At 71.4% G+C, this 12,566-nt stretch carries 10 protein-coding genes; 3 read left to right on the top strand and 7 right to left on the bottom strand.

The features are described 5' to 3' along the window. Nucleotides 1–62 precede the first annotated feature (62 nt). From fbp to ACFQVD_RS12570, 3 genes are all read right to left on the bottom strand, one after another. The gene (fbp, locus tag ACFQVD_RS12580; protein WP_343978107.1) at nucleotides 63–1,181 is read right to left on the bottom strand and encodes a fructose-1,6-bisphosphate aldolase/phosphatase; all 1,119 of its coding nucleotides are present in this window, start codon (nucleotides 1,179–1,181) and stop codon (nucleotides 63–65) included. Between the two features lie 210 nt (nucleotides 1,182–1,391). Beyond that, nucleotides 1,392–1,823: an Hsp20/alpha crystallin family protein gene (locus ACFQVD_RS12575; protein WP_343978104.1), complete on the bottom strand. Its 432-nt coding sequence runs from the start codon at nucleotides 1,821–1,823 to the stop codon at nucleotides 1,392–1,394. A 334-nt stretch (nucleotides 1,824–2,157) separates the two neighbouring features. Further along, nucleotides 2,158–2,613, bottom strand: a complete 456-nt coding sequence (locus tag ACFQVD_RS12570; protein WP_343978100.1) for a MarR family winged helix-turn-helix transcriptional regulator — start codon at nucleotides 2,611–2,613, stop codon at nucleotides 2,158–2,160. Nucleotides 2,614–2,759: 146 nt separating this feature from the next. Here ACFQVD_RS12570 and ACFQVD_RS12565 point away from each other — a divergent pair, with 146 nt between their 5' ends. The 3 genes from ACFQVD_RS12565 (at nucleotide 2,760) to ACFQVD_RS12555 (ending at nucleotide 6,885) form a co-directional block, all read left to right on the top strand. Next, nucleotides 2,760–4,199 carry an MFS transporter gene (locus ACFQVD_RS12565; RefSeq protein ID WP_343978097.1) on the top strand — a complete coding sequence of 480 codons (1,440 nt, stop codon included), beginning with the start codon at nucleotides 2,760–2,762 and terminating at the stop codon, nucleotides 4,197–4,199. A 184-nt stretch (nucleotides 4,200–4,383) separates the two neighbouring features. Further along, complete coding sequence (locus ACFQVD_RS12560; RefSeq protein ID WP_343978094.1) at nucleotides 4,384–6,135, top strand: serine/threonine-protein kinase; 1,752 nt, start codon at nucleotides 4,384–4,386, stop codon at nucleotides 6,133–6,135. A gap of 252 nt (nucleotides 6,136–6,387) precedes the next feature. Next, on the top strand, nucleotides 6,388–6,885 hold the full coding sequence (locus ACFQVD_RS12555; RefSeq protein ID WP_343978092.1) for a DUF1203 domain-containing protein: 498 nt from the start codon (nucleotides 6,388–6,390) through the stop codon (nucleotides 6,883–6,885). Nucleotides 6,886–6,959: 74 nt separating this feature from the next. On the opposite strand, the gene ACFQVD_RS12550 is transcribed toward ACFQVD_RS12555, so the two are convergent. From ACFQVD_RS12550 to ACFQVD_RS12535, 4 genes are read right to left on the bottom strand one after another with little or no spacing between them, the layout of a single operon-like run. Next, nucleotides 6,960–8,123 (bottom strand): acyl-CoA dehydrogenase family protein, encoded by a 1,164-nt coding sequence (locus ACFQVD_RS12550; protein ID WP_343978089.1) that lies wholly within the window; start codon nucleotides 8,121–8,123, stop codon nucleotides 6,960–6,962. Beyond that, on the bottom strand, nucleotides 8,110–9,309 hold the full coding sequence (locus ACFQVD_RS12545) for a CaiB/BaiF CoA transferase family protein (protein ID WP_343978086.1): 1,200 nt from the start codon (nucleotides 9,307–9,309) through the stop codon (nucleotides 8,110–8,112). Before ACFQVD_RS12545 ends, ACFQVD_RS12550 begins: the two co-directional genes overlap by 14 nt. Nucleotides 9,310–9,349: 40 nt before the next feature. Further along, nucleotides 9,350–10,816 (bottom strand): FGGY family carbohydrate kinase, encoded by a 1,467-nt coding sequence (locus ACFQVD_RS12540; RefSeq protein ID WP_343978084.1) that lies wholly within the window; start codon nucleotides 10,814–10,816, stop codon nucleotides 9,350–9,352. Then, entirely contained in the window at nucleotides 10,813–12,564 is a 1,752-nt protein-coding gene (locus ACFQVD_RS12535) for a glycerol-3-phosphate dehydrogenase/oxidase (RefSeq protein ID WP_343978081.1), read from the bottom strand. Before ACFQVD_RS12535 ends, ACFQVD_RS12540 begins: the two co-directional genes overlap by 4 nt. Nucleotides 12,565–12,566 lie beyond the last annotated feature (2 nt).

Genomic DNA, 12,566 nt, shown 5'->3' with positions numbered 1-12,566 from the left:
CTCGAGTGCGCGGCGGGCCGATCGGACGCCGATCGCCCGGGATGACCGGGCGGTCGCGTGGATCATCCGACGGGTGTCGCGATCTCGGTGGTCATCGGGGTCCAGCGGTTCGCGAGCCGCTGGGCGAGAGCGGGCATGGTGGTGTACTCCAGTTCCGACAGTGGCAGCCGGTGCGGTTCGAACGGACCGTGGCGGCGGAGATAGTCCATGATCTCGGAGGCCTGGGCCCGTGCGCCGTCGAAGGCCGGATCGTCGAACATGTCGCGCGGGCCGATCAGCTTCCCGTCGTGGATCTGGAATCCCAGCGCGACCACGCGCGGCGGGCCGTCGAACCGGGACGGGTGCGCCTGCCGGACCGGGACAGGCAGGAACGGCGCGTGGTGCGAGCCGCGCATGCACCCGGCGACCGTGTACGGGAAGGCGAAGGGTTCCAGTGCCTCGCCGACCGCCGGCAACCCGGACTGGCAGCGGACGATCATCACCGGGTCGTCCTTGCCGACGTACTTGCCGGCGATCAGGGACAGCCGCTGGGTGCTGGTCGTGGCCGCGGTCTCACCCAGGGTCTTGGAACGGACGCCGTGGATCACGTAACGGGCCGGGGCGCCGATGTACATCAGCATGTCGTACAGGTCGGCCGGGCAGTCGAAGACGATGCGCTTCTCCTCGTACAGGTCGTAGACCTCGAAGCCGAAGCCGGCGTGCATCTTTCCGTCGATGACCAGGCCCGCGGTGTTGAACGGGTCGGCGAACATCTTGTACAGCGGCAGGTTCCACGCGCCCGGCTCGGTCTTGTCGGCCAGGAAGCACAGCACCGGCTCTGACGGGCGCTCCTCGAACTCCAGTTCCGCGTACCCGGGACCCATGCCCCGCAGGTTGCCGGAGAAGGCGTCCGACAGCAGGTCCTGGCCGGCGCCGTACAGGCCGAGTCCCTTGGCGATGTGGGTGGTGGCCTGGAAGGTGTCCCAGGCGAAGGAGTGGATGAGCCCCGCGTCGGCGCCGTAGGTGTGGGTCATGATGAGCGAGATGTCGTCGCCGCAGCTGGCGACCTGGCCGTCGATGAGCAGTCCCGAGGCGGTCGCCCGGTCGATCTCGCGGCGGGCCTCGGCCATCATGTTCGGGTGCACCGCGGAGTGGCCGACGAACCCCCCGGTGTCGGCCTTGATGACACTCAAAGTGATCATGATGATCCCCCCGTGGGTTGTCCTGCTTCCACGCTGGTCAGGGGCCTTGCGTATGGATAGGGCAGAAGGCCCCGGCCGGGCGGGACTTCCGTACCTGCTTGTGGGGGGTGCTCGGGCGGCCCGCGACCGGTGATCCGCGCGCGGAGGATCCGCCGCGATCCGCGGGTCATGAGCGGACCCGCGTCATGTCGAGCGGGTCCGCCCGATCCGTCAGGACTCTTGCCGAGGCGTGGACTCGATCTGGATGTGCTTCTCCTGCTGTTTGGTGTCGGCGAGTTTGACGCTGACCTCCAGAACCCCCTTGTCGTAGGAAGCCTTGACGTCGTTCTCGTCCACGTCGCTGGGCAGTGTGATCGACCGGGTGAAGGAGCCGTAGCGGAACTCCGTCCGCTGCTGGTCCCTCTGCTCGTCACGCCGCTCGGCGTGGATGGTCAGGAGACCGTTGGACAGGGTGATGTCGACATCCTTGTCGGGGTCGATTCCCGGCAACTCGGCCCGCAGTACGTAGCGATCGTCCTTGACGTAGTCCTCGAACTTGATGGGCTGCGCCGCCGGCGACTGCAGGGCGGCGAGGGGCATGTCCAACCAGTTGAACAGTTCGGGGACGAGGCCTCGCCGCTCGCGGATCATCGGCATGCTCATGGTGTCCTCCTTGTCTACCGGGGTCTTCCCATATCTCCATCACACCACCGGGCAGGACTCGGGATAACAGTCAGAGGTCCCTAAACACGTAGGTCTTTTGGCCGCCGTGCCCGACGCCGGAAAGCCGTCGACGCCCTTCGAACCGTGGCTCGGGCGCGATTCGAGGCGGCACCACCGGATCGCGGCGGTGGCCTGGGCCGAGGCCGCGCCGTCGGCGGCCACGGCGCTGGGACGGGGGTTGTCGGCCGGAGGTCTTCGCGCAGAGCCGGGTGTGGTGCCCGAGGGGCCAGGGCGGCCCTGACCGGAAACCTCGGAGGGCACCACCGGCAGGCGGTCAGGGACGGGGCCAGGGGCGGCCGGTGAGACGTTCGATATCGGTGTTGAACCGCTGGAGGCAGGCGGCGAAGGTGGCGACCTCCTCGGGCGTCCAGCCGTCCAGCACCTTGTCCATGCTGCGGACGATCTCGTCGCGCTGGCACCGGAGGCGGCGCTCGCCTTCGGCGCTGATGTGGAACTTGCGGGCGATGCCCCCGTCGGGGTCGGGGATGCGTTCGACCAGCCCGGCGCGGAGCATGGCCGAGGTCTGCCGGTTGAGGGTGGAGGGGTCCAGGTCGAACGCCTCGCTGAGCTGCCCGATGGACATCGGGCCGACGAGCTGGATGCGGCTGAGCAGGACGTAGGCGCTGCGGTCCAGGTGGTCGCCCGCACGTTCGGCGCGGGACAGGGTCAGGTGGTAGTACCGCCCGAGCAGCATGGTCTCGTACTCGATCGAGTGTGTGGGCTTCTCCAAGCCGATCCCTCTCCAGACTTCCTCGCGTCCTGTTCCGCCATACGAGCGCGCATCGGTGGTCGGTGTGTATCACCCCCATTTTATGCATCAAGCACATTATGTGTATCGTACACATCGCCTTATTTGTCCAGACAAGGGAGATCCACGTGGACGACTCCACGTCCACCACCCGCCCCGGTGGGATCGTCGGTGTGCTGGCGGTGGCCGGTATCGTCGCCTCGCTCATGCAGACCCTGGTGGTGCCGCTGATCGGCGAGCTGCCACGCATATTGCACACCGACGCGGCCAACGCCTCCTGGGTGATCACCATCACCCTGCTGGTGGGGGCGGTGGCCGTCCCGGTGATCGGGCGGCTCGGCGACCTGTACGGCAAGCGCCGGATGATGCTGGCCTGCTCGGTACCGATCATCGCGGGCTGCGTGACCTGCGCGCTGGCCGACTCGGTGACCCAGATGATCATCGGGCGAGGTCTGCAGGGCATGGGCATGGGCATGATCCCGCTGGGCATCAGCGCACTGCGTGACCTGCTGCCGTCCGAGCGGGTAGGCCCCGCGATCGCGCTGATGAGCTCGTCCATGGGCATCGGCGGAGCGCTCGGGATGCCGGTCGCGGCGGCGGTCGCCGAGTACGCGAGCTGGCGGGTGCTGTTCTGGGGCGCGACCGCGCTGAGCGTGCTGGTCGCCGGCCTGATCTGGCTGCTGGTGCCCGCCACGCCCGCCCGGACCACGGGACGCCTCGACGTCGTCGGCGCGCTCGGCCTGGGCATCGGCCTGGTCTGCCTGCTGCTGGGGGTTTCCAAGGGTGCGGACTGGGGCTGGGCGAGCGGAACCACCCTCGGGCTGTTCGCCGTCGCGCTGGTCGTCTTCGTGGTGTGGGGCTGGTGGGAGCTGCGAGCCGGTGACCCACTGGTCGATCTGCGCGTCACCGCCCGGCGCCCGGTACTGCTGACCAACGTGGCCTCGATCGTGGTCGGATTCGCGATGTACGCCCAGGCGCTGATCGTGATCCAGATCCTGCAGCTGCCCGAGGCCACCGGGTACGGTCTGGGCCAGTCGATGCTGGCCGCCGGCCTGTGGACGGCCCCGTCGGGCCTGATGATGATGGTGGTCTCGCCGCTGGGCGCACGGCTGTCGGCCGCTCGCGGCCCCAAGGTCACCCTGGTCACCGGCAGCCTGGTCATGGCGCTCGGGTACGGCTCATCGATGGCCCTGCTCGGGACGACGTGGGGCCTGCTGATCGTCACCTGCCTCTGCAGCATAGGCGTCGGACTGGCCTACGGCGCGATGCCCGCCCTGATCATGGGTGCGGTTCCCCGGTCGGAAACCGCCGCGGCCAACAGCTTCAACTCACTGATGCGCTCCATCGGCACCTCGGTGTCAGCCGCGGTGATCGGTGTCGTCCTCACCCAGATGACCATGCGGCTGGGCGGGCACACCCTGCCGTCCGAGAGCGGCTTCCGCACCGGTCTGCTGATCGGCTGTGGCGTCGCGCTCGTCGCCGCGGCGATCGCCTCCGCGATCCCGGCGCGCCGGGCCGACTCCCCGGCCGAGGACGCCGTCACCGCCGAACCGGCGACCGTGTCCTGACGCCTCCACCGAGGACTCCGCCGTTCCGCCCTCGAACGCGCGGAGCGCCCTGAGCACCCGGACAGGGGAACCGCGCCAAGAAGCGGGTCTGTTGACATCGCCGCCGACGGTTTGAGCCGGTGCAGAACTTTGCGGAGGTGGACGGCATCTCATCGAAGGAGTAGATGAGGCGAGGGGGCCAGCGATGATCGACGCTCTTCAACCGGGTGATCCGCAGCGGCTGGGGGAGTACTGGCTGGCCGGTCGGTTGGGGGCCGGGGGGCAGGGGGTGGTCTACGACGCCTACGACGAGGACGGGACCCGTGTCGCGATCAAGGTTCTGCACAGCTCCGGCGGTGCTTCGCAGTATCTGAAGGAGGTGCGGGCGGCCCAGCGGGTCGCGTCGTTCTGCACCGCGAAGATCCTCCAGGCGCGTCTGGAGGGTCCCAGGCCGTACATCGTCAGTGAGTTCGTCAACGGGCTGAGTCTGGGCCGGGTCGTTCAGGACGGTCGTCGCTTCCAGGGCGATGACCTGCATCGGCTGGCGATCGGGGTGGTGACCGCGCTGGTGGCCATCCACGAGGCCGGGATGATCCATCGTGATCTCAAGCCCGACAACATCCTGCTCGGCCCCGACGGCCCGCGACTGATCGACTTCGGGATCGCCCGGACCGTGGAGATGTCGCTGACCCCCATGGGGATGCCCGCCGGCACCCCTCCGTACATGGCGCCGGAGATCTTCGAGGGTAGGCGGGCCGGAGCGGCGGCCGATGTCTTCTCCTGGGGGGCGATCGTGTTGTTCGCCGTCACGGGCGAGCATGCCTTCCAGGCCGATTCCGTTCTCGGGGTGGCTCGTCGGGTGCTCACCGCCGATCCTGATCTCGGTATGTTGCCGGAGTCGCTGCGTATGCTGGTCGGTGCGGCGCTGGCCAAGGACCCGCTCGCCCGGCCGACGGCCCGCGCCATCCTGTCCGCCCTCATCAACGACACACCGGACACCCCCGGCGACCTGATGGCGGCGGGTAGCGCGGAGGCAGGGTCACCGGCCCGGTGGGAGCCGATCGATCCGACCCTGGGCATGATCGCCGAGGATGCCTACACCGCCCTCACCCCTGAGGAACGCGACCGTGTTCCCGAGGTCTTCCTCCGCCTGGTGACGGTCGGCGACGACGGCGACCTGTTGCCCCGGCCGGTCCCGCACGCCGAACTCTTCGGCGGGCTGACACCTCCGGAGGAGCGGGTGCTGCACAACATGCTCATGGCTTTCCGTGACCTGGTCACCCATGCCGATGAGCGGATCACCCTCGCCAGGCCCGCGGTGCTGAGGGCCTGGCCTCGGCTGCGCGGCTGGCTCGACACCGAGCGCGACGGCCTGCCCGTCCATCACCGGATCCGGCAGGCCGCGCAGGCGTGGGAGACCCGCGGCCGGCGACCGGGAGACGTGCTCAGCGGCGGAGTTCTGGAAGAGGCCCTGCTCTGGGTCACCACAGGCCGTCGGCGTCTCGTACTGAACCGGCTGGAGAGCGAGTTCCTCAACGCCGGCACCCGCGCCCTGACCCGCGACATCCGGCGCCGCCAGGCCCTCACCGTCTTCCTGGCCGCGCTCCTCGCCGTGGCCCTGGTGGCGACGGCCCTGGCCGTACGGGCGCGGCGAGACGCCGACCACCGGCGCGACGTGGCCGTCTCCCACCGGCTCGCCGCGCAGAGCGAACTCCTCGCCGGCGATCCCAGGCTGTCGGCACTGCTGGCGGTGGCGGCCTGGCGCGTCAGCCCGACCCCCGAGGCCCGCACCGGCATGCTCACCGCCCTGAGCGACCCGGAGCGCGCGATCCTGGCCGGCCACACCAACGTGCCCGACCCGGTCACGGCGGACACCCCCGGCCCCACGGAGAACGAGCCCGAGGTCGGCACACCGACCCTGGGCCAGCTGCTGAACCGCGCGGTGCGCGCGGCCTGAGAGGCCGGCACCGACACCGGGCCGGACACCCGCCGGCCCGGCCACTCCGATGAGACACGGCCCCGCCCCGGCGAACCGGGGCGGGGCCTCATCTTCGATCCCCGACCCGTGTCCTGGGATCGCCCCGGCGGTTCACCGGCCGGCTTGAGCCGTACGGGAACCTTGAGCCGTACGGAACAGCGTGATGGTCCGGCCCGCAACCAGGTCTGATTTCCGCCAGCGCACCGACCGGTCAGGGCCGAACATCGATCCATGAGCACCTTCCGTACTTTCGCCATCGACGCCGAGGTCGTCGCCGGGTTGCGGGTCCGTGACGACGCCGGGCGCCCGCCCCGTCCGGTCACCGACACCGAGGGAGGTTCCCCGCTGCGCTGCTGCCTGCGTCACAGCCTCCCCGGAGAGGAACTCGCCCTGCTCTCGTACGCGCCGCTGCGCCGGTGGGCGGCCCAGGCCGGAGCCGACCCCGGCCCGTACGACGAGGTGGGCCCGGTGTTCGTGCACGCCGAGCCGTGCGAGGGGTTCGGCGGGACGGATTTTCCCGCCGGGATGGGGGGTGAGCTGCGGGTCTTCCGCGCCTACGACGACAGGGGCGGCATCCTGGGCGGACGGCTGGTGGAGCACCACGTCAGCGGTGACGCCATCGCGTCGGAGGCCGTCCTGGCCGAGCAGTTCGCCGACCCCGAGGTGGAACTGGTGCACGTACGGGCCGTGCTGTTCGGCTGCTTCATGTTCGAGGTACGCCGCGCCTGACCCCGGCCCCCCGGGATCGCGTCCTCCGCCTGACCGGCAGGCCGGCCAGGCGGAGGACGGCCCCGCCCGGCCGGTCAGCGGAAGGCGGAGTGGCCGGTGACCGCCCGGCCGAGGGTGAGGGCGTGGATCTCCTCGGTGCCCTCATAGGTGGCGACGCTCTCCAGGTTGACCAGGTGGCGCATCACCGGATACTCGAGGGTGATCCCGTTGGCCCCGTGCACGCCGCGCGCGACGGCGGCCACCCGCTGGGCGGCGCGCACGTTGGCGAGCTTGCCGAAACTGATGTGGGAGTGGTGGGCCCGCCCCTCGTCCTTGAGGCGGCCGATCCGCAGGGCCGTCAGGTTCGCCTGGTCGACGTCCACCAGCATGTCGGCGATCTTCCGCTGGGTGAGCTGGAAGGCGGCGATCGGCCGGCCGAACTGGGTGCGGGTCCGCGCGTAGCCGAGCGCCGCCTCGAAGCAGTCGCGGGCCGCTCCCGCGGCTCCCCACACGATGCCGAAGCGCGCCTCGGACAGGCACGACAGCGGGGCCTTGACGCCCTCGGCGAGGGGGAGCGCCGCCTCGTGCGGGAGCCGTACGCCGTCGAGGACGAGTTCGGAGGTGATCGAGGCGCGCAGCGAGATCTTCCCGTGCAGTGTGGTGGCGGAGAAACCCGCGGTGTCGCGGGGGACGAGGAAGCCGCGGATGCCGTCCTCGGCTCTCGCCCACACGACGGCGACGTCGGCGACCGACCCGTTGGTGATCCACATCTTGGTGCCGTCGAGGACCCAGTCCATCCCGTCCCTGCGGGCCCGGGTACGCATCGAGCCCGGGTCGCTGCCCGAGTCGGGCTCGGTCAGGCCGAAGCAGCCGATGGCCTCACCGGCCGCCATGCGCGGCAGCCACTCCCGCTTCTGCTCCTCGGAGCCGAACCGGTGGATCGCCGTCATCGCCAGCGAGCCCTGGACGGACACCAGGCTGCGCAGTCCGCTGTCAACGGCCTCCAGTTCGCGGCAGGCCAGCCCGTAGCTCACCGCGTTGGTGCCCGCGCAACCGTAGCCCTCCAGGTGCATGCCCAGCACGCCCAGCGCGCCCAGGCCCCTGGCCACCGCGTGCGGGTCGGGGATGGTGCCCGCCTCGAACCAGCCGGCGACGTGCGGCCGGAGTTCGGCGCGGCAGTAGTCGCGCACGGCGTCGCGGATCGCTCGCTCCTCGTCGTTCAGGTCGCGGTCGACTTCCAGGAAATCATGCGGGTTCAACAGGGGGCCTCACTGAGTGGACGGCTTGATGGATGGCGCCCGCCTGCCGGAGGAGGGCGATGCGGTCGTCGGTGATGCCGAGTTCGGCCAGCAGTTCGCGGGTGTGCTGGCCGAGAAGCGGCGGGGGAGCGATGTCGCGGTCGGCGGAGACGCTCTCCAGGGTGAATCCGGTGCGGATGAGCTCCAGCGGTCCGGCGGTCGGGTGCTGGAGCCGCAGGGTCACGTCGCCGGCCGTGCGGATCGCGTCCAGGACGCCCCGGATCCTGCCGGAGGGAACTCCGGCGGCGTCGAGCCGCGCGATCCATTCGTCCACCGTGCGGGTCGCGAAGACGGCGCCGAGTTCGGCGACCAGCGCGTCGCGTTCGCGGACGCGGCCGTCGTTGGTGCGGAAACGGGCATCGCCCGTCAGGTCGTCGCGTCCGATCGCCGCGCACAGCGCGCGGAACAGCCGGTCGTTGCCCGCGGCGACCATGAGACGGCCGTCGGCCGCCTCGAACGCCTGGTAGGGCACCACCGTCGGGTGCGCGTTGCCGTAGGCGAGCGCCTCCTCACCCGAGACCAGCGCGCTCTGCGCCACGTTGACCAGACCGGACAGCGCCGATCCCAGGAGCGAGACCTCGACCAGCTCGCCCTGTCCCCGGGTCGCCTGGCGGTGCAGGGCGCCCAGGATCGCGACGGCCGCGTTGAGCCCGGCGAGCACGTCGGTGATCGCGACCCCGACCTTGCTCGGGGACTCGCCGGTGATGTGCATGTAGCCGCTCTCGGCCTGGATCGTCGCGTCGAACCCCGGCCGGTCGCCGCCGGGGAACCCGGTGATCGAGCAGTACACGACGCCCGGGTTCGCCTGCCGTACCGCCTCGTATCCGATGCCCAGGCGCTCGGCGACCCCGGGGCGGAAGTTCTCGATGACCACGTCCGCCTCGGCGCACAGCCGCTGGGCGACCTCGCGGCCGAAGGGGTGCTTGACGTCGAGCGCGAGACTCCGCTTGCCGCGGTTCACCGCGAGATAGTAGGCGGCCTCGCCGCCCGCGTACGGTGGGCCCCAGGCCCGGGTGTCGTCGCCGTGCTCCGGATGCTCGACCTTGATCACATCCGCGCCGAGCTCGGCGAGGACCATGGTGGCGTACGGCCCGGCCAGGACCCGGGAGAAGTCGGCGATCCGGATCCCGTCGAGCGGACCCGTCATCGTCCCTCCCACGGGAACCGGCTGCCGAGACCGGCTGGACTCATGACCCGAACCGCCGGGCCGCGTCCACCGCGTCGAGCCAGCGGCGGTACCCCTCCGGAGAGATCTCGCGGGGCTCGAAGACCCGGCCGCCACCTCTCACCTCGGAGATCTCGGCCGGGTCGCGCCACACCCCGCCCGCCAGGCCGGCCAGGAAGGCGGCGCCCAGGCCGGTGGCCTCGGTGGTGTCCGGCCGTACCACCGGCCGGCCCAGGAGATCGGCCTGGATCTGGCAGAGCAGGTCGTTGGACGCGGCTCCGCCGTCCACCGCCAGATGGGAGACGGGGATGCCCGCCGCACCGCTGACGGCCTCCACGACGTCGCGGATCTGGTAGGCGATGCCGTCGAGGACGGCACGGGCGAGATGGGCGCCGGTGGTGCCCCGGGTGATGCCCAGCAGGGCGCCCCTGGCCCGCGGATCCCAGTGCGGCGTGCCGATGCCGGTGAGCGCGGGGACGAAGATCAGCCCGTCGCTGTCGGGCACGGACGCGGCCAGCCGCTCGCTCTCGGCCGAGTCGCTGATCACGCCCAGCCCGTCACGCAGCCACTGCACCGCGGCTCCGGTGACGAACACCGATCCCTCCACGGCGTACTGGACCGGCTCGCCGGCGAGTTGCCAGGCGACGGTGGACAGCAGTCCCGCGTCGGCGGGGGCGAGTCGGTCGCCGGTGTTGACCAGCAGGAAGCTGCCCGTGCCGTAGGTGCACTTCATCGCGCCGGGAGTGAACGCGGCGTGGCCGAACAGCGCGGCCTGCTGGTCTCCCGCCACTCCGCCGATCGGCAGGTCCAGCCCGAGAAAGTGGTCGGGCGCGGTGCGGCCGATGAGCGCGCTCGAAGGAACGATCTCCGGCAGTGCGGCCGGCGGCACCTCGAAGAGCTCGGTCAGCTCAGCGGACCAGCCGGCCGTGGCGAGGTCGAACAGCAGGGTCCGGGAGGCGTTGGACGGATCCGTGGCGTGCAGCCGGCCGCCGGTGAGCCGGGCCAGCAGGTAGGAGTCGACGGTGCCGACCGCGGTGCGGCCCTCTCGCACACCGGCCCAGACCTCCGGGAGGTTCCCGCGCAGCCAGGCCAGCTTGGTGGCGGAGAAGTAGGGGTCCAGCGGGAGCCCGGTGAGCTCGCGGATCCGCGGCTCGTGCTCCCTGAGCCGGTCGCACTCTCCGGCGGAGCGGCGATCCTGCCAGACGATCGCCCGGGTCGTCGGCCGCAGGGTCGCGCGGTCCCAGAGCACGACGGTCTCGCGCTGGTTGGTCAGCCCGACACAGGAGACCGGTACGGCCGCCGCGGCGAGCGCGTCCGAGCAGGCCCGCAGCGTGGCGGCCCAGATCTCGTCGGGGTCGTGCTCGACGAGGCCGGGCGCGGGAAAGTGCTGCGGGAACTCCTGGTGGCCGCGGCCCAGGACACGCCCGTCCTGCGCGACCACGAGTGAGGTGACACCGGTGGTCCCGGCGTCGATGGCCAGAACGCTCACGCGGCACCACTCCATCGGCCGGCGAGGTCGGCGAGCAGGGGGACGAGTTCGGCGTCGGCGGAGGTGTCCAGCGCCGAGTGGGTCACCTCGGCCGCGTGCGTGTAGCTCCCGGCCTGCTCGGCGGCCCAGCTCGCGGTACGGCCCAGCGCGCCGGCCAGCAGGCGGGCCACATGGGGTGCGGCGCTCACGCCTCCGTCGGCGGTCTCCAGCCCGGCCCGGCTGCGGCGGCGCAGTATGTCGTCCACGGTCATCGCGGCCTCGTGCCGTGCGGCGTACAGGACCTCGGCCGCCAGCAGTGAGGGGGTGCCCGGTACGGGTTCCAGCAGTTCCGGGTTCCGGCGGCCCAGGGTCAGCAGGGCCGGGTAGTCGGCGCCGTAACGGCGTGCCAGCCGTTCCACCGCCGCCACGGGAAGTCCCGCGGCCACGGCCGCGGAGTCGCGGCGGTTCCAGGCCTGGGCGTAGCCGTTGGAACCGACCAGCCCGAGGTGCTCGGTCACCGACGGGCGGACCTTCGGCAGGCCGCGCACCACCGCGTCGACCGCGTCCTTGGCCATGATCCGGTAGGTGGTCAGTTTGCCGCCGACGACGACCACGACGCCGGGCGCGACCTCCTTGACCACGTGTTCGCGGCTGATGGCCGTGGTGGAGTTCCGGTCGGGCTGGTCCACCAGGGGACGCAGGCCGGCGTACACGCCGAGCACGTCGTCCCTGGTCAGCGGATCGCTCAGCCACTGGTTGGCCTGGTCCAGCAGGTAGCGAACGTCGGCGCCGGTGGGGAGCACCGGCCCGGGGCCGATCTCCCAGGGGGTGTCCGTGGTGCCGACGAGCACCACGTCCCCCGTCGGGATCAGGAACAGCACGGAGTGGGGCGTGCGGGCGATCAGCGCGCTGTCGAGCCTCAGCCGCTCGCGTGACACGACCAGGTGCACGCCCTTGGAGGCGCGGACCCCCACCTGCTGGTCGCCGAGCATCTGCTGGGTGAGCCCTGACCAGGGGCCGGTGGCCAGCACCACGCGGCGTGCGCGGACCGTGAACTCCGTACCGGTGAGCAGGTCCTCGCAGGTGGCGACCGTGTGGTCGGAGCGGGAGGCCAGGGCGTTGACCCGGACCCGGGTCAGCACGGTGGCCCCCTCCCGCGCGGCCGTACGGGCGAGTGTGACGACCAGGCGGGCGTCGTCCACGTGGCCGTCGTCGTAGGCCAGCGCGCCGACGGCGGCGTCACGGCGCAACTGCGGCGCCTCGCGGAGCAGGGCGCGGTGGGTCAGGTGCCGGTGCCGGCGGAAGCCGTGCCGGTCGCCGATCCCGGCGAGCGCGTCGTAGAGGGTCAGCCCGGCGCCCACGTAGCCGCGCTCCCAGACCCGGTGGGTCAGCGGATAGAGGAAGGACATTCGCTGGACGAGGTGTGGCGCCAGGTCCTGCAGCAGGCCGCGCTCGTGCAGCGCCTCCCGGACCAGCCCGAACTCCATCTGCTCCAGGTAGCGTACGCCGCCGTGGAGCAGGCGGCTGGAGTTGCTGGAGGTTCCCGAGGCAAGGTCGCCGCCCTCCAGCAGGGCCGTGGTCAGCCCGCGTGAGGCCGCGTCCAGTGCCGCGCCCGCGCCGGTCGCGCCGCCGCCGACCACCAGGACGTCCAGCAGGCCGCCGGTCAACTCGGTCAGGTCACAGTCACGGCGCAGCGGGTCGAGGCTGTCGCCCGCTCCGAAGGGCAGACCGGCCGCGAACGGTTCACGCTCTCGCTCAGAGATCATCATGT

It is taken from the genome of Streptosporangium amethystogenes subsp. fukuiense, from assembly GCF_042665875.1.
Taxonomy (GTDB): Bacteria; Actinomycetota; Actinomycetes; order Streptosporangiales; family Streptosporangiaceae; genus Streptosporangium; species Streptosporangium fukuiense.
The sequence above is the reverse complement of the archived record's forward strand: the minus strand, read 5'-3'. Positions and strand labels throughout refer to the sequence as shown.